Source organism: Proteus sp. G2674, from assembly GCF_009915195.1.
In the GTDB taxonomy this organism is placed as follows: domain Bacteria; phylum Pseudomonadota; class Gammaproteobacteria; order Enterobacterales; family Enterobacteriaceae; genus Proteus; species Proteus mirabilis.
In genome coordinates, this window is record NZ_JAABLS010000005.1 from 31,774 (window position 1) to 50,675 (window position 18,902).

Annotated in this window: 21 protein-coding genes; 8 read left to right on the top strand and 13 right to left on the bottom strand. The window is 36.5% G+C overall.

From position 1 onward, the window contains the following. Positions 1–79: 79 nt before the first annotated feature. Positions 80–805 carry a TonB system transport protein TonB gene (tonB, locus tag GWI58_RS00595; RefSeq protein WP_012367972.1) on the bottom strand — a complete coding sequence of 242 codons (726 nt, stop codon included), beginning with the start codon at positions 803–805 and terminating at the stop codon, positions 80–82. Between the two features lie 115 nt (positions 806–920). Then, entirely contained in the window at positions 921–1,100 is a 180-nt protein-coding gene (locus GWI58_RS00600; protein ID WP_004248137.1) for a YciY family protein, read from the bottom strand. Between the two features lie 307 nt (positions 1,101–1,407). Here GWI58_RS00600 and cls point away from each other — a divergent pair, with 307 nt between their 5' ends. The 3 genes from cls (at position 1,408) to gloA2 (ending at position 3,780) form a co-directional block, all read left to right on the top strand. Further along, positions 1,408–2,868, top strand: coding sequence for a cardiolipin synthase (gene cls / locus GWI58_RS00605; RefSeq protein WP_004248139.1), 1,461 nt, complete (start codon positions 1,408–1,410; stop codon positions 2,866–2,868). 107 nt (positions 2,869–2,975) lie between these two features. Further along, on the top strand, positions 2,976–3,305 hold the full coding sequence (locus GWI58_RS00610) for an HI1450 family dsDNA-mimic protein (RefSeq protein WP_012367973.1): 330 nt from the start codon (positions 2,976–2,978) through the stop codon (positions 3,303–3,305). A gap of 85 nt (positions 3,306–3,390) precedes the next feature. Further along, on the top strand, positions 3,391–3,780 hold the full coding sequence (gene gloA2 / locus GWI58_RS00615; protein ID WP_094959227.1) for an SMU1112c/YaeR family gloxylase I-like metalloprotein: 390 nt from the start codon (positions 3,391–3,393) through the stop codon (positions 3,778–3,780). Positions 3,781–3,868: 88 nt separating this feature from the next. Here the strand turns inward: gloA2 and GWI58_RS00620 are convergent, their stop codons facing one another. After that, a complete protein-coding gene (locus tag GWI58_RS00620) occupies positions 3,869–4,171 on the bottom strand; it encodes a putative quinol monooxygenase (RefSeq protein WP_094959228.1) in 303 nt (100 codons plus the stop codon). Positions 4,172–4,612: 441 nt separating this feature from the next. Between GWI58_RS00620 and leuE the strand changes: the two genes are divergently transcribed. Both leuE and ttcA read left to right on the top strand, forming a co-directional pair. Beyond that, positions 4,613–5,281, top strand: coding sequence for a leucine efflux protein LeuE (gene leuE, locus GWI58_RS00625; protein WP_004243084.1), 669 nt, complete (start codon positions 4,613–4,615; stop codon positions 5,279–5,281). A 349-nt stretch (positions 5,282–5,630) separates the two neighbouring features. Next, positions 5,631–6,551, top strand: a complete 921-nt coding sequence (ttcA, locus tag GWI58_RS00630; protein ID WP_161768821.1) for a tRNA 2-thiocytidine(32) synthetase TtcA — start codon at positions 5,631–5,633, stop codon at positions 6,549–6,551. Between the two features lie 314 nt (positions 6,552–6,865). On the opposite strand, the gene zntB is transcribed toward ttcA, so the two are convergent. Continuing rightward, complete coding sequence (zntB, locus tag GWI58_RS00635) at positions 6,866–7,849, bottom strand: zinc transporter ZntB (RefSeq protein WP_110229198.1); 984 nt, start codon at positions 7,847–7,849, stop codon at positions 6,866–6,868. Positions 7,850–8,213: 364 nt separating this feature from the next. Between zntB and GWI58_RS00640 the strand changes: the two genes are divergently transcribed. Next, the gene (locus GWI58_RS00640) at positions 8,214–8,546 is read left to right on the top strand and encodes a DUF4377 domain-containing protein (RefSeq protein WP_004248145.1); all 333 of its coding nucleotides are present in this window, start codon (positions 8,214–8,216) and stop codon (positions 8,544–8,546) included. A gap of 292 nt (positions 8,547–8,838) precedes the next feature. Continuing rightward, a complete protein-coding gene (locus tag GWI58_RS00645) occupies positions 8,839–9,399 on the top strand; it encodes an outer membrane beta-barrel protein (RefSeq protein ID WP_161768822.1) in 561 nt (186 codons plus the stop codon). A gap of 355 nt (positions 9,400–9,754) precedes the next feature. Here the strand turns inward: GWI58_RS00645 and GWI58_RS00650 are convergent, their stop codons facing one another. After that, positions 9,755–11,374, bottom strand: coding sequence for a peptide ABC transporter substrate-binding protein (locus GWI58_RS00650; protein WP_004243091.1), 1,620 nt, complete (start codon positions 11,372–11,374; stop codon positions 9,755–9,757). A 225-nt stretch (positions 11,375–11,599) separates the two neighbouring features. On the opposite strand from GWI58_RS00650, the gene tpx reads away from it, so the two are divergent. After that, the gene (gene tpx, locus GWI58_RS00655; protein WP_004243092.1) at positions 11,600–12,103 is read left to right on the top strand and encodes a thiol peroxidase; all 504 of its coding nucleotides are present in this window, start codon (positions 11,600–11,602) and stop codon (positions 12,101–12,103) included. A 102-nt stretch (positions 12,104–12,205) separates the two neighbouring features. Here tpx and tyrR read toward each other — a convergent pair whose 3' ends face one another. The 8 genes from tyrR to pspA all read right to left on the bottom strand — a co-directional run bounded on the left by tyrR (position 12,206) and on the right by pspA (position 18,840). Further along, positions 12,206–13,771 (bottom strand): transcriptional regulator TyrR, encoded by a 1,566-nt coding sequence (gene tyrR / locus GWI58_RS00660; protein ID WP_004243093.1) that lies wholly within the window; start codon positions 13,769–13,771, stop codon positions 12,206–12,208. Between the two features lie 136 nt (positions 13,772–13,907). Then, complete coding sequence (locus GWI58_RS00665) at positions 13,908–14,330, bottom strand: hypothetical protein (RefSeq protein WP_161768823.1); 423 nt, start codon at positions 14,328–14,330, stop codon at positions 13,908–13,910. A gap of 458 nt (positions 14,331–14,788) precedes the next feature. Next, positions 14,789–15,835 carry a YcjF family protein gene (locus tag GWI58_RS00670; protein WP_004243095.1) on the bottom strand — a complete coding sequence of 349 codons (1,047 nt, stop codon included), beginning with the start codon at positions 15,833–15,835 and terminating at the stop codon, positions 14,789–14,791. Continuing rightward, on the bottom strand, positions 15,832–17,226 hold the full coding sequence (locus GWI58_RS00675; RefSeq protein ID WP_161768824.1) for a YcjX family protein: 1,395 nt from the start codon (positions 17,224–17,226) through the stop codon (positions 15,832–15,834). The genes GWI58_RS00670 and GWI58_RS00675 overlap by 4 nt, the downstream gene beginning before the upstream one ends. Further along, complete coding sequence (gene pspD, locus GWI58_RS00680) at positions 17,207–17,464, bottom strand: phage shock protein PspD (RefSeq protein WP_004243098.1); 258 nt, start codon at positions 17,462–17,464, stop codon at positions 17,207–17,209. The genes GWI58_RS00675 and pspD overlap by 20 nt, the downstream gene beginning before the upstream one ends. 84 nt (positions 17,465–17,548) lie before the next feature. Beyond that, a complete protein-coding gene (gene pspC, locus GWI58_RS00685; protein WP_004243099.1) occupies positions 17,549–17,905 on the bottom strand; it encodes an envelope stress response membrane protein PspC in 357 nt (118 codons plus the stop codon). After that, positions 17,905–18,135, bottom strand: coding sequence for an envelope stress response membrane protein PspB (gene pspB / locus GWI58_RS00690; protein WP_004243100.1), 231 nt, complete (start codon positions 18,133–18,135; stop codon positions 17,905–17,907). Before pspB ends, pspC begins: the two co-directional genes overlap by 1 nt. A 36-nt stretch (positions 18,136–18,171) precedes the next feature. Beyond that, a complete protein-coding gene (gene pspA, locus GWI58_RS00695; RefSeq protein WP_017628083.1) occupies positions 18,172–18,840 on the bottom strand; it encodes a phage shock protein PspA in 669 nt (222 codons plus the stop codon). Between the last annotated feature and the right edge of the window lie 62 nt (positions 18,841–18,902).

Below are 18,902 nucleotides of genomic sequence, written 5' to 3' on the forward strand. Positions count from 1 at the left end.
ACCAACAAAAAAGGCACTTATCAAAAGTGCCTTTTTTATCATTGAGTGATGTGAAGCTTTATCAATCAATGGTTTCTTATTAACTTGCAGAAACACCATCTATATTAAAATCAATGATAACCACTTTACCTTTATAAGGGATTTTCTCATAACGCCATTGACGCATTGCTTTTCTCACTTCGCGTTCAAAGACATTTTTGGGGTTAGCAGAGAGAATTTCTACATTATCTACCCGTCCATCGGCATCGATATCAAAGCGTACTTTTATTGAACCCTCAATACCCACTGCCTTGGCACGAGGAGGATAGATAGGTAACCCTTGGCGAAGCACATTAGGTACTTTTCCTTCCCCTTGGCTAGTTGTCGCAACAGGCTTTTCCTCACCTTTATTACTCGGTGTAGCGTTGGGATTAAGATTCTTCATCTCATTTCCCTTGTTCAGCGCCAATGGTTGTTGCTGTGGCCGTTCGACGGGTGGCTTTGGTTTTTCCACCGGTTTTGGCTTAGGTTTTGGTTTGGGTTCTGGCTTCTTCTCTATCGGTTTTTCAATCACCGGTTTTACATCTGGGATCGGTTCTGGTTCTGGCTCAGGTTCTGGCTCGACAACAGGCTCAGGCTCCGGTGGCGTCACCTCTTCAACTACAGGCTCAGGCTCTCCTACTGGCTCATCTGCAGCAAAGGCTAGCATCTGTATAGAGATAGGTTCTGGTGCAATTGGCTTATCTTCTACAACATACAGTATGGCAGCCGCAACAAGCGAGGCATGCAAACACAGTGATATAAATACCCAAAGCTTAAAGCGCATAACTGATCTTATTTCACCTAAACAAAAAATAATGCCTCTAGTTTAAATGCAAATAGCAATCATATTCAATAACGTTTATCAAAATGATTGCTATAACAACTAAAAAAGCTAAAGATCAATTTAGTTCGGTGTATTGCACGAACAACAGCGCTCTATGTTTTCTAGAAGTATCAAGCTTACGCATTTGGTAAATACGTAAGTTACGGCGTGATTGACCCTCTAACCAACGGCGACGGCGACGTAACGCTTGTCTCATCATTCGCCAACGTGCCACTTCATTCCTGCTATGTCTCATTGCAATCAATACCTATTTTTTCAAATAAGTGGTGTATTATAGGACGTTCATTTTATGATCCAAGGGGGGATTGATAATTTGCCTTATTTTTTATTTATGCTTTATACCTTTCTCTCAAAAATAAAATGTATCAAAATAAGTATATAGCGACTTATTTGATGTTTATCTCTTACCAGAGAGATTTGACAGAGAAAATAATCCTGATTTAATAACAATATTTGGCAAATAATAGAAATAATGAACTATTGTTAGTAAATTGCCTCCGACCTATTCATGCGATTCTTTTTCAACGGAAAATAGCTTTACTATGACAACATTTTATACTGTATTAAGTTGGCTAACTTTTTTCTTCTATTGGCTATTGATCGCAGGGGTCACATTTCGTGTCCTAATGCATCGACGACCTGTCACCTCAACGATGACATGGCTACTGATTATTTATATCCTCCCTTTAGTCGGTGTTATCGCCTATTTTGCCTTTGGTGAACTTCATCTTGGTAAACGCCGTGTCGAACATGCTAGGCAGATGTGGCCTTCCGTAGTTGCATGGCTTGAAGAATTAAAAAAATGTAAACATATTTTCGCTAAACACTATAGTGATGTTGCGGAGCCCATTTTTCAGTTAACCGCTAAACGCCAAGGTATTAATGGTGTAAAAGGTAATAAGATCCAGCTACTAACAACTTGCGAAGACTCATTAAATGCCATCACGCGTGATATTAATAATGCGCGCGATAATATTGAAATGGTGTTTTATATCTGGCAATCCGGAGGATTGGTAGAGGAAGTCACTGAAGCCCTTATTCAAGCGGCTAAACGTGGTGTAAAATGTCGCATTATGGTGGATTCTGCAGGAAGCCGTAGTTTCTTTCGCACCAATGGCCCTGCAAGAATGCGAGCCGCCGGCATTGAATTTGTCGAGTCATTGCAAGTCAATCTGTTCCGTTTCTTCTTGCGTCGTATGGACTTACGTCAGCATCGTAAAATAGTATTAATTGATAACTACATTTCCTATACCGGCAGTATGAATATGGTCGATCCACGCTATTTTAAACAAGATGCGGGTGTCGGTCAGTGGATTGATATTATGGTCAGAATGGAAGGCCCTGTTTCTACGACACTGGGTATTATTTATGCTTTCGACTGGGAAATGGAAACCGGTGAACGCCACTTACCACCGCCGCCAGATAACAATATTATGCCATTTGAACAAGCAAATGGGCATACTACACAGGTAATTGCCTCAGGCCCCGGCTTTCCTGAAGAACTCATTCAACAATCATTAATTACGGCCATCTATTCAGCCAGAAAAGAATTAGTCATGACAACCCCCTACTTCGTGCCAAGTGACGATCTGGCTCATGCCATTTCAACCGCCGCTATGCGTGGTGTTGATGTCAGTATTATTGTGCCACGAAGTAATGACTCTTTCCTGGTACGTTGGGCAAGTCGAGCCTTTTTTACTGAAATACTTGAGGCGGGTGTAAAAGTTTTTCAATTTGAAGATGGCCTATTACATACAAAAAGTGTAATGGTTGATGGTCAACTGAGTATGGTTGGCTCGGTTAACCTTGATATGCGTAGTTTATGGCTTAATTTTGAAATAACTGTTGTGATTGATGATGAATGTTTTGCTAGTGATCTTAGCATCGTACAATATGATTATATTGCCCGTTCAACACAACTTACTCTTGATGAATGGGAAAAACGTCCATTTATGAATCGGGTGTTAGAACGCCTTTGTTATTTCTTTAGCCCACTTCTCTAGAAAGAGTGATACAATCAGCTCAGTAATTATATCAACAATAAAATAGTTAGCGAAAACAGCTAACTATCGATATAAATAGCGCGACAATATTGACATAATTTATAGGCATGACCATGAACCAACCAACCTTAATCAGTGAAGAAGAAGCTTTAGAACAAGCCTATGATCTCTTTTTAGCGCAAGCCGCTGATAATCTTGATGTAGCCGATCAGCTGCTTTTTAATTTACAATTTGAAGAACGAGGTGCAGCTGAAGTTGTTACATTAGGGAATGATTGGCAATTTATTGTCGGTTTACCTGTTTCATCAGCCCGATTTAGTGAAGTGATTATCGGTCTTGCACCGGATGAAAACGCCGATATTGATGATATTTTTGGTCGTGTATTAATTAGTCGTGATCCCCTGCAACCCATGTACCATATTATTTGGAAATCTTAATTTCTTAATAACCACACAATTTGGCTGTTTAACTACACTGGCGAGCTTATCGATTTTACTTTGTTTAAAATTAGTTGAGTTATCAATGTTAAAATTAAATAAAATTCATCATGTGGCGATTATTTGTTCTGATTATACCATCAGCAAACATTTTTATTGTCAAATACTGGGGCTTAGCCTATTAAATGAAAAATACCGTGAAGAAATACAATCTTGGAAAGCTGAGCTTGCGTTAGGTACAGTCTACCAAATTGAATTATTTAGCTTCCCAGATGCGCCAGCACGTTTAAGTTACCCAGAAGCACGTGGTCTACGCCATGTGGCATTTGCAGTGGACGATCTTGATGCTTCAGTTGCTTATTTACAACAAAACAATATTCAATGCGAGCCAATACGTATTGATCCTAGTAGCCAAAAACGTTTTACCTTTTTTCAAGATCCCGATGGCTTACCTTTAGAGCTTTATTCAATATAGTTCACAACATATAACAAGGCCGCAATAAATAATGTGGCCCCAATTAATATATTATTTATTAATACGTTAAAATATAGACATAAAATGATTAATCTATATTTTTATCAAATACACTATTGACTAAAGTGATTTTTGACTCTGCTTTTGTATATTGTTTAATCATCGGAATGATGCGACGAAAATGTTCACTATTACAATGAATATCTAGTGCTTCTTTATTTGGCCATGATTCAATAAAAATAAAGTGACCGGGATCTTTCTCATCAACAAATAAATCATAGCTAATACAAAGCGCTTCTTGTTGGCTAGCTTTCACCAATTCTTGGTAAAGTGGTAAAACCGTTTTTATTGATGCTGATTTAATAAAATCTTCTGCAATAACCTTTATCATAAATATCCCTTACTATTAATATAGAATGGTGATGAGCTACTATTTACTATTATAGAGGTTATATTATGATTAAAAATAATAGAAAAATTCAAACATAATACCGCCCAAACCAATAGGGTTTAATGGCCCAAAAAGACCAATAGGTAGAAAAGTGGTTGCCATAATTTATTTTCCTTAGTTTTATATGCAAGTGTATATGTTGCTATTATTTTTGATAAAAATAGATAAATCAATAAGATAAACTCTACTTTTTAAGATAATATTTACCCTATTCACTTTTGTTCTGTATCACGATGATCTTCCCCCCTATTTTCTACTAAAAAACAACTTACTTTCTGTATAAAAATCATTATTTACGAATAATTATGCTAAAAGTGTATAAAAATAGGCGTTTAAATTTTTCTGTTTATCTTTATATAATAACAGGTCAAAGTTTATATCATGTACAGTAAAAGTATGGGGGTTACTGTGTGGCTTGAACAATTTGGAGTGCTCAATATTTGGACATATCTTGCGGGTATGTTCTTTATTATTATCGTCCCCGGCCCTAATTCCCTTTATGTGCTTAAAACCAGTGCATCAAGAGGAGTTGGTGCAGGTTATCGAGCCGCATTAGGGGTTTTTATTGGCGATGCTATCTTAATTTTCTTAGCATTTATCGGTGTGGCATCAGTTATTAAAGCCTCTCCTGTGCTTTTTACTATTGTCCGTTTCTTAGGTGCTTTTTACCTACTCTATCTCGGTATCAAAATTATTCATGCTAACTTCTTTGCCAAAAAGCAAAGCCATACCGAGACAAACTGTATTCAAGAGCATGTATTTCGTAAGGCATTAACATTAAGCTTAACCAACCCCAAAGCGATTTTGTTTTATATCTCCTTTTTTGTGCAATTTATCGACTTTAACTATGCACATACTGGTTTATCCTACTTGATCTTAGCTTCTATGCTTGAAGCATTTAGCTTTGTTTATCTCTCTTTTCTTATTTTTGGTGGTGTAGCATTGGCGCGTTTCTTCGGTTCACGTAAAAATATCGCTAAACTGGGAAATGGTATTGTTGGGCTATTTTTTATGGGCTTTGCCACCAAACTTGCCACACTCTCCTCTTAAATAGACGTCCTTTAGTGACTTAAATAAGGGGCTGTTGTTATCAATAGCGATTATCTTTGTAGTAATCGCTATTTTCCCCCCATTACTATCTTGATCAGTAAGTCAGCCCTACAGGGTGGCGATTATTTTACTTAGCAGTTTCGAAATGCGCGATGCTTCTGTTATCATTGTCGGCTTATCATTTCCTTGCAATAAGTGGTGATTAAATTTTGCTTTTTAGCTTTATTCGTTTAAACGCATAGATATTATGTTATTCCGATAAGGCACATCATGCAACACATTGAAAAAAAGCAAAAAAAACCTTTAAAATAAGTTAAAAAACCTTAGCAACGATATAGAACCGTAAAAAATGAGCATCCCAAAAGAGCAATATAATTTTAACAAATTACAAAAACGCTTACGCCGTAATGTTGGGCAAGCTATCGCTGATTTTAATATGATTGAAGATGGCGATAAAATCATGGTGTGCCTTTCTGGCGGGAAAGATAGCTATACTCTTCTATCTATCTTAATGAATTTGCAAAAAAGCGCGCCAATACAATTTTCCTTAATTGCCGTTAATTTAGATCAAAAACAACCGGGCTTCCCTGAGCATATTTTACCTGAATATCTTGAGCAACAGGGTGTAGAGTATAAAATTGTTGAAGAGAATACTTACGGTATTGTAAAAGAGATCATTCCAGAAGGTAAAACCACCTGTTCACTTTGCTCTCGCTTACGTCGTGGTATTTTATACCGTACAGCCACCGAAGTTGGGGCAACAAAAATTGCTTTAGGTCACCATCGTGATGATATTTTAGAAACGCTGTTTCTGAACATGTTTTATGGTGGAAAGCTAAAGGGCATGCCACCTAAATTAATGAGTGATGACGGAAAACATATCGTTATTCGTCCATTGGCTTATGCCCGAGAAAAAGACATTGAGCGTTTTGCTCAAGCAAAAAATTTCCCTATTATTCCGTGTAATCTTTGTGGCTCTCAACCTAACTTGCAACGCCAAGTGATCAAAGAGATGCTAAGAGATTGGGATAAACGTTACCCTGGGCGCATTGAAACCATGTTTAGGGCAACCCAAAATATTGTTCCGTCGCATCTATGTGATACCCAATTATTTGACTTTGCTAATATCAAACAGGGTGATGCGATTATTAACGGCGGTGATCTAGCATTTGATAAGGATGATATTCCAACAAGCCCTATTCTTTCCGATGATGAAGATGAGCGTCCTGATTTTAGCCAAGCTAGATTGGATGTTGTTGAGGTAAAATAAGCATATCCAGTATTATCCCTAGCAAACCATCGTCGTTGCGCTGGGGTTTAATATGCTTTGCTTATGACGAGAATAATAAGCAAAAAAAAACCGATGTTTATTTAACATCGGTGTAATAATGGTCAATTATTCTGTATTAAGAACTCAATATGAGAAAAACTACAATTATGGAGCACAACGTTCATCGCTCAACGTTGTATTCACCTGCGAGAGTTATAATGCCAGATGTTGGCATTTAAAAAATTGATATATCTCAAACAGAGTTAGAGAATTCTTTTTTAAATCCATTTAGTTACGATTAATTTGCTGAAATTTCACAACCACCTACTACGCTTTAACCACCAAGCAACAATCACAATCAAGAAAAACAGTGAAAAGCAAAATATAGCAAAGCCATAAGGAAATTCATTTCCGGGGATCCCCCCTAAATTAACCCCAAATAGTCCTGTCAAAAAGGTCGTGGGCAAAAATAGCATCGCCATTAATGACATGGTATATGTCCGTCTGTTCATCGCATCTGCCATCATTGAAGTGATTTCATCAGCAATAACGGCTGTACGAGAAATACTACTATCTAAATCTTCTAATCGACGCGAGAGACGTTCTGATATTTCAACCAAGCTAATGCGATCACTGTCGCTCATCCAAGGTAATTTTTCGATAGAGAGTCGGGAGAATACATCACGTTGTGGCGCCATATAACGGCGTAACACAATCAGTTGCTTACGTAGCAATGCCAATTCACCTCGAGCCGGAATTTGCTGATCGAGGATCATATCTTCCAGCTCAATTAATTGGTCATGAAGTGTTTCAACAAAGTCTCCTATTTCATCCGTCACCGCATCCGCCATGGTGATCAACCAACTACCACTGTTTTCTGGGCCATCACCCACTTCTAAAGAGTGGATCACAGAATCCACGGAATTAACACGACGATGCCGACTCGAAATAATTATTTGACCATTAATATAAATACGATACGCAATCAGTTCATCCGGCCGATCATCGGGGTTATTATTAATCGTTTGCAAATTAATAATAACTCCTTCCCCGATACGCTGTGCCTTAGGTCGAACATTTTCAGCTAAAAGCACATCTTTTGCGATAGGAGGAAGTAACTCAGTCTGATTAATCCACTGATCACTTTTGGGTTTACGATAATCGAGATGAACCCAAAAAGGCCTTTCATTACTTGCTATGCTATTAGCCGTGATCGGCATAATTCCGCCATGCCCATTAAGCTGAGCCGTATAGATAGCATCAGAATCTTCGATTATAGCGTTATTGACACTTTTCATTATTCGTCCTCCTTGATACCATCATTTAAAATATAATTTTATGCTTTTTTCTAAAATCATGTAAACAATCAATAATATTGCCTTTATTTGATTATGTTGCAAGAGGTTAAATCAAGCCACTATTTAGCCTAGATTAACGCCATCACATCCTTCCATCTACAACAACATTATTGAGTAAAATATTTTCTACTTTAAGATTTTTACACTAAAATAAGCATTAATTATTAGGTTATGATAGATTTTTCAATATATGCCTATATTTAGGTTATCGATTAGCACTAGATATTAGTCATAAAAATGAAATTTACTTAAAATAAACGCAAATATTTAATTAATTTGTCGCCCCGGAAATAAGGCTACTAATATGAAAAAGTTTCTCACCATTCCTTTATTTTTACTTTTAGCAGGATGCAATACAGCGACAGGAACCAACACCCAAGTTATGAACGATTCGACAAAAACACTACTTATTGACTCTCAGCTTTATGATTGTGTTGGTGTTGCGCCAATGAAATGCATGAAAGTAAAAGAATTACCTGCTGGTGAATGGTCTCTCTTCTATCAAAATATCGAAGGATTTGATTACCAAGCGGGAACGCAGTACAAAGTAAAAGTCAAAGTTACAGATATTCCTAATCCTCCTGCAGATGCACCAAGCATCAAATATACACTGGTTGAGATCTTAGATAAAAAGTAAGTAACTCACTAGCTAAACAATGGATTTTCGGATCCATTGTTTATTTCGCTATTATTACGCTTTCCTTTAGCTATAAATTATAAATAAGATCCAATAATAATAACGATTATTTATAAAATATCTTATATTATCTAAGATTATAGTAATTACCCTTCTATTAATACCAAAATAATTTCTTTTAACTCAATAAGAATGCTAGTTTTTTTTAAGAATCATTCCAAAGAAATTAACTTGAAATATGTTATTAACTCACTAAAAATATCGCCATCTCCAACAAATTAGATACGCGATAATGAAAAAAAATCTTATTTTATTTATAAGCTTTATTTTACCTTTCTCTACATCAATACATGCTTTTGAGAATAATCAGGCAATTTATGGCGGTTACATATATGGAAAAATAAAAAACCACAAAGCAAATGGTGCAATAATAAGTTATCACTATGGATCCGATATTCACTGGGGAATGTTACTTTCATTACTGCATATCAAGTCAACACATCAAAGCCATTTTATAGACGCTAGCTCACTTAAACTAGGCACAAAAGATGAACATTCAAAGGTTTCTGCGTTGTTAATAGGCCCAACGTATCGAATTACACCTTCTTTGGCTATCTACGCCCAAATGGGGCCTAAAAAATTAAAATATCGAGTTGATAAAAGTTATTCAGGCGTTGCGGTAACCGATACCATTATCGTCGACACCACCAATGTGATGTTTCAAGCGGGTATTGATTATAGCCTTAGAAAAAATGTAGGCATTAATCTTGGCTATTTACATTCAGATACTGAGTCAAACAAACATAATATTAGACTAAATAGTATCCAATTATCCCTAGGCTATCGTTTTTAATGTTTTATAAATAAACGATAACATAAGTTAAAAATAATCTTATCAATTTTATTTGTTGTTAAAATACGTTTACTGACCACTGAAATTATAATTATAAAGCTATATTAAGTAGTTATACCTATAAATAAAAAGTATAAATTTATACTTTGCATCAACTGCACGATTAGTCAAAACATTCATGCAAAATTATATTAACATAATTTTGCAATGTTTATTCCTTTTGAGTCTCCTTCTGTTGCATAACAGAGGGATTTTTTTTCTCTATCTCTCTTCCCCTAAAAAAAAGTACGCAATAATCATTACGTACTCTTTGCTAATATTTTGGCTTTCTTATCTTATTGCCTGTAACACTTATTTAATGCTTTATAACATACAGCATATGGCTATAAGCGACATCTTCAGGATTCTCAATGGGATAACCTTTTAGCCAAGGTTTGATTAGACGACCATTAGTATACTGATAGATAGGGGCAATAGGCGCCTCTTCCGCAATAACCTGTTCTGCACGATTATAGAGACGATTTCTTTCCTCTTCATCTGTCGTCATATTGGCTTGGACTAAAATCTCATCATATTGCTGGCTCTGATATTTTGGGATGTTTCCAGCATGCTTAGAGCCTAATAAAGATAAGAATGTGGAGGGTTCATTGTAATCGCCTATCCATGACGCTCTTATCACATCAAAATCACCTGAATTACGACTATCAATATAAGTTTTCCACTCTTGATTGCGTAAGTTTACCTTTACGCCTAACTTTTTCTTCCACATAGAAGCGACAGCAATGGCGATCTTTTGATGATTTTCTGAATTATTATAAAGCAGAGAAAGAGTTAAAGGATTATGAGGACCATAGCCGGCTGCTGATAACAATATTTTTGCTTGGCTATCTAATTCATCCTGACTGTATTCATCATATAGTGTTGGTTCCGGCGTAAAATTAGCCGTCACATCAGGAGTAAAGCGATTCGCTGATTTTTCTCCAGTACCAAGGACTTTGTCTGTAATAATTTTTCTATCAATCGCCATAGCTAACGCTTTGCGAACCCGAATATCTTTGGTAGGCCCTGCTTGTGTATTAAATGCATAATAGTAAGTACCTAACTGCTCAGGGATATACACTTGATCAGGAATATCTTTCATCAATTTGTGATATAAGTGTTTAGGAAAAGACTCTGTAATATCAATATCCCCAGCTAAATAACGTTTAGTCGCTTGTGATTCATGATTAATAGGCACAAAAGTGACTTTGGTTAACACCGTATTGTGGTGATCCCAATAGTAAGGGTTTGGCGTTAACACAATTTTCTCATTCACAACGCGATCTTTTAGTATAAAAGCCCCATTGCCGACTAAATTACCTACTTTGATCCATTCTGAACCATATTTTTCGATTGTGTGTTTAGGTACAGGATAAAGTGAAAAATTGGTCGCTAAACTAGGGAAATAAGGAACAGGTCGTTCTAAGGTAACTTTTAACGTTTTTTCATCAATGGCTTCCACACCTAACGCGGTTGGTTTTAATTTACCATCAATAATTTTTTGGGCATTCTCAATAGAAGCTAGGGCTGCATACCAAGCAAAAGGAGAAAGATTTTTTGGATCAACTAATCTTTGCCAACTATAAACAAAGTCAGAAGCCGTCACCTTTTCGCCATTTGACCATTTAGCATTATCACGTAATGTAAAAATCCAAACCCGGTTGTCTTCTGTTCGCCATGATTGTGCCACTCCAGGAATGGGACGCCCTCGCTCATCTTCTATCACTAATCCTTCAAATAAGTCTCGTTGAACTTGAGCCTCCGTTAAACCTACGGCATTAATGGGATCAAGTGATGCGGGTTCATCTTTTAAATGTCGCACTACTTCCTGTTTTTTGTCGAGTATCGTTCCTGATGGCACCACTGCCGCATTAGCCTGTGATATGAGCAATCCTTGAACGACAAGTGCACATGATATAACGAATATTTTGCGCATGTCTGTTTCGTCCTGTAGTCTATAAGCGAGTTAACTTAATAATTATAAAAGCCTGATAAAAAGGCACAATCACTGATTGCAAAAATTTTATCAATTTTACCGTTTTCACTCTTTTATTTTAGAGATGTAGACAAATTTTAATCATGGTTACGCATTAACGAATATTATCGTTAATAATTTAGTATTAATAATGGTTAGTTCAATAAGTAACAAAGGAGAACAACAATGGCACATCAAGTGACTTTACAAGGTAATGCGGTGACTTTAGCTGGAAACTTCCCCACTGTAGGCCAAAAGGCAGCCGATTTTTCTTTAGTAGGTAAAGATCTAAATGATGTTTCTTTAGCGCAATTTGCCGGCAAACGTAAAGTATTAAATATTTTCCCAAGTGTAGATACTGGTGTTTGTGCAGCGAGTGTTCGCCAATTTAATAAAGTCGCCAACGAATTAAATAATACCGTTGTACTGTGTATTTCAGCAGATTTACCTTTTGCACAAGCACGTTTTTGCGGTGCTGAAGGTTTAGATAATGTTGTCACATTATCAACAATGCGTGGTGCGGAATTTAAAGAAAACTACGGTGTCGCGATTACGTCAGGTCCTTTAGCGGGATTAACTAGCCGTGCTGTGATTGTACTTGATGAAAGTAACAACGTTATCTACACCCAATTAGTTGATGAAATCACCACTGAACCTAATTATGACGCAGCATTAGCTGTACTAAAATAATTGACAATAACGTTATTCATACCGAGTAATGTAAAAAACAAACGGGCTACTAATATAGCCCGTTTATTTAAATAAAAACCATTAACACATTGTAATATAATATTACTTCTCTGTTTTATCCGCTTTTTTACTTGTTAAATCATATTCACGTAATTTATTTGCGATCGCGGTATGAGAAATACCTAAACGTTTAGCCAGTTTACGTGTACTTGGATAATCACGATATAAACGCCTTAAAATAGAAGCTTCAAATCGCTTAGTCATTTCATCTAGCGAGCCTTCAAGCAAATCTTCATCAAATAAAGTATCCGCAGTATGCTCAGGCAAGGCGATATCTTGAGGTCGCAATGTATTGCCTACTAACTGAGCCATGGCTTGATAAATTGTGTTTCTTAATTGACGAACATTACCGGGCCAGCCATATTGTACTAAATAAGCAGATAAATCAGGGGAAATAACAGGTTTTGATGCTTTCTGCTCTAAACAATATTGATTAATAAAATGCAGTGCTAACGGCATGATATCCGCTTTTCTTTCCCGCAACGGTGGTAGAGTTAATGTCAATACATTAAGTCGATAGTAGAGATCTTCCCTAAATAGCCCTTTTTGTACTAATTCCCATAAGTTTTTTTGTGTTGCACAAATTATTCGAACATCAACTTTAACTTCGTGCTCTTCACCAACACGACGGAAAGTACCATCATTTAAAAAACGCAGGAGTTTAATTTGCATTTGTGGCGACATTTCGCCAATTTCATCCAGCAAAACAGTGCCTCGATTGGCTTGTTCAAAAAAGCCTTTTTTACCTTCGATAGCATTAGGATATGCACCTGCCGCATAACCAAATAACTCACTTTCAACCACATCATCAGGCATAGAGGCACAGTTAAGACCTAAAAATGGCTCTCTGGCTCGAGGACTTAATAAGTGGCAAGCTTTAGCAAATAGATCTTTGCCCGTCCCCGTATCCCCCACTAATAATAAAGGATCATCCATTTTTGCCATTTTCTTAGCGCGTTCAACTAATTGTTTCATAGGGGTGCTAACAGCAATAACTTGTTCAAACCCCGAATTATCATTAACAATTAATTTCGGATGCTCATGAATTATTCCGCGATATTTCAATAAAATAAGCGCACCAACACAATGATTAAACTGATTATCATCAGTCAGTTTTATTGGCACAATCTCCATATCAAAATGTTGTTTTTTTAATTTGATGGAGATAATTTCAGCATGAGGATCTTTTTGTTCTAACCAGCGATGGATATTAAAGTTAGGTATCAGTTGGTTAAAAGATTTTTCATTTTTATCATTTTCATCTAATTCAAACAGATGTCGTGTAGCTGGGTTTAATAACTTAATTTGACCTTTAGTATTAATAGAAAAGACAGGGACAGGTACTGATTCTAATAGTGTCCACATAGCTCGATGCTCTTGCTCTGATGGCATAAAAGCCACAGTACGAACATCGATAACCCCCTCAATTCTTCTGATTTCAGCCATTAAAGGTTGAAATATATTAAAATCGATTTGCGAAAAATTTAGATAAATAAGACCAATAGGAAAGATTTCAATTCCACGCAAATCGATATTTTTTAATACAAGCAGATCGAGTAATTCGCGGGTTAACCCGATGCGATCTTTACAGGTAACTTCTAAGCGCATTTTAAACCTTCTTAATACTGAGTGCCCCTGAACTAATTGCTGATATTATACATTAATATCAATTAAATAAAGGGCTTTGTCAGCAAAAGTTGACACTATTGGCATTTATTTTTACACAAAAGAGGTGATATTTTGATTATAAATGCTTTTTTAACGCTTTTAAAAAATTAAAACAGAAAAATGTTGAAGGTTGAATGATCTCTTTTAACTCATAAGCGATAAAATGCTTGATCCTTTCCAATAAAAACATAAGTTCTCTTCTTATAAATTTTTTGATTGTGCAACAACCATGAGAAAAACAAAAAATGAGATAATCTAGTGCATATATCGCTGCTTTCTTTTTATTATTGTTTTTTACATACTCAAAGATCTGTGCCGTTTCTTTAATTGGTGATAATAGAGCTTGCTTTTGTTGTGCATATTTTATTTTATCAATTGCATCATCCAAAATAGGCGTTAAAAAGGCCAGTTGACGGTTAATATGAGTAATATTCAAAGAAGAACCAATATAAAATTTGCGTCTTTGTTTTGAAAGTTTTTTTATTATTTCAATCTTCATTTTTCTTTCCTCGTACTTTAGATATAAACTAATATAAAAACACTATTATATAAAATACTAACCAGCTAATAATTTAATATTAAACATCATGGCAGTTATACATTTATATTATCTTGACGCTATTTATCATACTAAAGTAGATAAGCTTTACTATCAAAAAAAGAAAAAACGTTAGCTAAATGTTAAAAAAAATAAAATCAAATAAATACAATAAGTTAATTAAATACCTTAAAGCTATTAATCTTTACTTATAACTATTTTTTACCAATGTAATACCAACTAACTTTACAACAATAAAATGTATATTTTTTGATAGAAATAAATTATTTCCTTGCCCATACACACATCACTTTTATATACACTAACAATTAATTTAGCGATAAAAAAACCTCAACAATAATACTTATTGTTGAGGCTATTCAATTTATATTGAATTCAAGAATATATTGATAGATAACTCACTCTTTCTTCTTATTACCTAATGTATTTTTTAATTGACCGATAAGCTCTTTTCTAAAGTCACTCAATTTAGGCTTATTATCAATCCAGGGTAATGGACGGCATAACTCCATTGCTTTAATTCCCAATCGGGCAGTTAATAATCCAGCGCCAATGCCTTGAGCGGCACGCGTGGATAACCGAGCAGCCAAATCTTGTGAAAGCCAATCCATTCCCACTTCTCTCACTAATTCAGTCGCCCCAGCAAACGCAATATTGACGAGTACCAAGCGAAATAGCTTTAGTCGGCTATAGTAACCAAGTTCAATACCATATATTTGTGCAATACGATTAATTAACCGAATATTTCGCCAACCAATAAACGCCATATCCACCATTGCTAATGGACTTACTGCAATCATAAGGGTTGATTCCGCAGCAGAACGACTAATTTCAGCCCGTGCTTGCTTATCTAAAATCGGTTGTACTAATTGGCTATATAATTCTAAAATTTCTCTATCGTTATGCGTATCATGTAATGTACTTTGCCAACGAATATAAGCAGGATGTTGTGAATTAATCCCTGCTTGTTTAGCTAAATCTTCACAAAAAGGGCGCCCATTCCCTATTGCATGACTATAGAGTAATTCTCTCGCTTTATCACGCTCGTCAGCCCGTTGCCGTAAACGATAAATACGACGCCACTCAGTAATTACCGATCCCATACCCGCAATAACAATTAGTCCTCCCGCACTGGCTGCGCCTAAAGCAATCCAATCAGAATTTATCCATGATTGATAGATCCACTGTCCCGCTTGAGCAATAACACTAACGCCTAAAATAGTACTCGCCACTGTTATTAAGCGTTTCCATAAACTTTTTCTAGGCTTTAGGGCCGATTGGATCTCACCTTCTAAACGCCCTTCATTTTCCTGTGCCTCTAATTGCGGATTGTAGGGAACAAATTGTTCATCTTGATTGAAATCAAGCCCTTTTTTTAAGCTGATTTCTTCGTTTTGTAAGGTTGATTGTTTAAAATCAATACGTGATTTTAATGGCTCATTCATTTTAGCTTATCCCCTAATAAAAACTCCAAGGCACTATCCATACGAATATGGGGAACGGCACTGTCTCTCGATATTTGTTGAGGCCGGAAAGATTCAAAACTAAATCCTTGCTTTTGCCAAAATGCCTTTTCAGGCAATCTCTTAGGAACTTCTCCAGGAAAATAAACAAGCGGCTGATTATCCGTTAGTCGGTAGCCTTTTACGGCTGGAATTTTTTCACCATGATGATCGACAATGCCACTTTCTGTCGCAGCAATAGAAGCAAGCCCCATACAATCAATGCTTATTCCTTCAAAAATAGCATTCTGTTTCGCATCTTGAATAAGTTGCTGTAACAAAGAGACTAAATTTTCATGCTGATCTGGCGTGATATGGTCAGCCTTAGTGGCTGCAAATAGCAGTTTATCAATACAGGGGGAGAATAAACGTCTTAATAAGGTTCGTTTGCCATAATGAAAGCTGCGCATTAATTGTGTGAGCGCTTGTCTCATATCATTAAAAACATCCACACCTTGATTTAGGGGTTGTAGGCAATCAACTAAGACAATTTGTCTGTCAAACCCTTGAAAATGGTCGCGATAAAATCCTTTTACAATATGTTGACCATAATATTCATAGCGCTTTTTTAACATACCAATATTGGTTTTTTTATCGGCATTTTTTAATTTAGCACTATCGTATTGCGTTAAGTCAGCCCAAGGGAAAAATTGTAAAACAGGTGCACCGGATAATTCCCCCGGTAAAACAAAGCGTCCCGGTTGAATAAAATGTAGTCCCTGTTTTTTACAGGCTAATAAGTATTCAGTATAAGCTGCGGCGATCTCGGCTAACAGCGTTTCATCAGCAGGGGCAAAGGGATCACATTTTTTTATTAACGACTGCCACTGTTGCACAGGTGCCGTTCGTTGTTGATTAATTCTATTCATCTGCTCAGACCATTCAAAATAGTCTTGCTCAAGCATAGGTAAATCAAGTAACCATTCACCGGGATAATCAACAATTTCTAAATAGAGCGATGAAGTCTCTTTTATAAAACGCGTTAAAGACTCATGAGAGCGATAGCGTAATTGCAAACGTATTTCACTGACCCCCTTAGTGGGAACAGGCCAGCTAGGAGGCGTATGGTAAAGTGACTCCATAGCTTCATCATAAGTAAAGCGTGGAATACTTAAGTTATGTTGCGGTATACGTTTAACCCCTAATAACTGTTGGTTGCGTGCCGCAGAAAATAAAGGTAAACGCGCCCCACTATGTACATTGGTGAGTTGATTGACTAAAGAGGTAATAAAAGCTGTTTTACCACTGCGGCTTAACCCTGTAACAGCGAGGCGTAAATGCCTATCTACGCCTCGATTAATCAGTGCAGTTAGTTCATTTTGTAAGCGTTTCATGTTTCTCCCAAGACACGTGACGCGATAACTTATCTAGCCCCATTTTTATCATAGGCTCAGCTATCAATAGAACCAACCAACGTAACGGTTTATAACTCACACGTTTTAATATACCGCCGGTTATTGCGGCTGGCCCAAATAAAGTTAATAACATTAAAGCAAATGTTACCCCTTTTTTCGCCCATTTAGTGAGTTTATTTGTTTTAACGGTTGTCGGTATCAAAGTGGAATTCATCATTCCTCCTTAATAAGCAAATGGTTTATATCCAAATAAAGACGCTCCTAGTATTGGAGCGTCATATTAGATTAAGTGGCAAGAAAATTATAAATCTTGAAAGCGTTTATTGAGCTGATAAGTCGAAGAAGTAATATAACGTTCCATTTGTTGTAAACGTTTTTCACCTTTTGTTAATTGACTATCCACTTCTTTTAAAATAGCTTTTAAATCCTCTTGCTGTTCCTGATGTTGGTTATAATTATCAGGTGCAGGCTCCATAAAGAAACTTAAAACAAGATAAACAACAATGGTTAAGCCAAAAAAACCAGCAAAGAGTGCAATCACCGCAATAACCCTGACTAATAGCACAGGAATATTAAAATAATGGGCAAGCCCAGCACATACGCCACGGATCATGCCTTCTTGTGGCAAGCGATACAATGATTTGCTCTGCATCGTCATTATGATTGCCTCCAGTTAGGATGTTCTGCATCAAGAATATCTTCTAATGTCTTAATGCGTTCCTGCATTTGCTGAGCTTTATCCACCAGCGCGCTCAGTCGCTGCATTTCTTGTTGGGTTAACTGAACCTTCCCTCCCCCTTTTTGGCTGTTATAGTGCAACCATAACCAAATAGGAAGAATAAATAACACAAAAATTGTCAGTGGTATTCCCAGAAATATATAGCCCATTACATATCCTTTATAAGATGGTTATTACGCTTGCTGTTACTCTTTATTAGTATTGATTTTAGCTTTTAATGCCGCTAATTGCGCGCTAATTTCATCATCGGCTTTCAGTTCAGCAAACTGTTGTTCTAATGATTTTTCTTTACCTAATCCATAGCTTTGCGCTTCGCCTTCCATATGATCAATTCGACGCTCAAATTGTTCAAAGCGCGCCATTGCCGCATCCATTTTACCGCTATCTAATTGACGACGAACCTGACGTGAAGAGTTTGCAGCTTGGTGGCGAACCACTAATGATTGCTGTTTAGCACGCGTTTCTGTCAGTTTATTTTCTAATTCACTGATTTCACCTTTGAGGCGATCTAATGTTTCATCAATGATAATTAGTTCGTGTTTTAAGGTATCGCACATTGAAGCAACACGTTGTTTTTCAATTAACGCCGCACGTGCTAAATCTTCTTTATCTTTAATCAGCGCGAGTTCCGCTTTATCTTGCCAATCTTTAATTTGTTTTTCTGCTTGCTCAATACGACGCTCTAAGCTTTTTTTCTCTGCTAGCGTGCGTGCAGAAGTTGTTCTGATCTCAACTAACATGTCTTCCATTTCTTGGATCATTAAGCGGATCATTTTTTCAGGATCTTCTGCTTTATCCAGCAAAGATGCGATGTTGGCATTAATAATATCAGCAAAACGTGAAAATATACCCATGATGTTATCCTTAATAGCTATGATAAATAATAGCCTTGAGTGTTGATTAAATAGCGTTATTA

Coding starts and splice junctions, on each gene's coding strand:
- GWI58_RS00670 (WP_004243095.1), bottom strand. CDS start 15,835: ATGAATGAGCCATTAAAATCACGTATTGATTTTAAACAATCAACCTTA.
- pspD (WP_004243098.1), bottom strand. CDS start 17,464: ATGATGAATTCCACTTTGATACCGACAACCGTTAAAACAAATAAACTC.
- GWI58_RS00675 (WP_161768824.1), bottom strand. CDS start 17,226: ATGAAACGCTTACAAAATGAACTAACTGCACTGATTAATCGAGGCGTA.
- GWI58_RS00640 (WP_004248145.1), top strand. CDS start 8,214: ATGAAAAAGTTTCTCACCATTCCTTTATTTTTACTTTTAGCAGGATGC.
- zntB (WP_110229198.1), bottom strand. CDS start 7,849: ATGAAAAGTGTCAATAACGCTATAATCGAAGATTCTGATGCTATCTAT.
- GWI58_RS00600 (WP_004248137.1), bottom strand. CDS start 1,100: ATGAGACATAGCAGGAATGAAGTGGCACGTTGGCGAATGATGAGACAA.
- gloA2 (WP_094959227.1), top strand. CDS start 3,391: ATGTTAAAATTAAATAAAATTCATCATGTGGCGATTATTTGTTCTGAT.
- GWI58_RS00620 (WP_094959228.1), bottom strand. CDS start 4,171: ATGATAAAGGTTATTGCAGAAGATTTTATTAAATCAGCATCAATAAAA.
- GWI58_RS00645 (WP_161768822.1), top strand. CDS start 8,839: ATGAAAAAAAATCTTATTTTATTTATAAGCTTTATTTTACCTTTCTCT.
- tpx (WP_004243092.1), top strand. CDS start 11,600: ATGGCACATCAAGTGACTTTACAAGGTAATGCGGTGACTTTAGCTGGA.
- pspA (WP_017628083.1), bottom strand. CDS start 18,840: ATGGGTATATTTTCACGTTTTGCTGATATTATTAATGCCAACATCGCA.
- GWI58_RS00610 (WP_012367973.1), top strand. CDS start 2,976: ATGACCATGAACCAACCAACCTTAATCAGTGAAGAAGAAGCTTTAGAA.
- leuE (WP_004243084.1), top strand. CDS start 4,613: ATGTACAGTAAAAGTATGGGGGTTACTGTGTGGCTTGAACAATTTGGA.
- pspC (WP_004243099.1), bottom strand. CDS start 17,905: ATGACGATGCAGAGCAAATCATTGTATCGCTTGCCACAAGAAGGCATG.
- tyrR (WP_004243093.1), bottom strand. CDS start 13,771: ATGCGCTTAGAAGTTACCTGTAAAGATCGCATCGGGTTAACCCGCGAA.
- GWI58_RS00665 (WP_161768823.1), bottom strand. CDS start 14,330: ATGAAGATTGAAATAATAAAAAAACTTTCAAAACAAAGACGCAAATTT.
- pspB (WP_004243100.1), bottom strand. CDS start 18,135: ATGGGCTATATATTTCTGGGAATACCACTGACAATTTTTGTGTTATTT.
- ttcA (WP_161768821.1), top strand. CDS start 5,631: ATGAGCATCCCAAAAGAGCAATATAATTTTAACAAATTACAAAAACGC.
- tonB (WP_012367972.1), bottom strand. CDS start 805: ATGCGCTTTAAGCTTTGGGTATTTATATCACTGTGTTTGCATGCCTCG.
- GWI58_RS00650 (WP_004243091.1), bottom strand. CDS start 11,374: ATGCGCAAAATATTCGTTATATCATGTGCACTTGTCGTTCAAGGATTG.
- cls (WP_004248139.1), top strand. CDS start 1,408: ATGACAACATTTTATACTGTATTAAGTTGGCTAACTTTTTTCTTCTAT.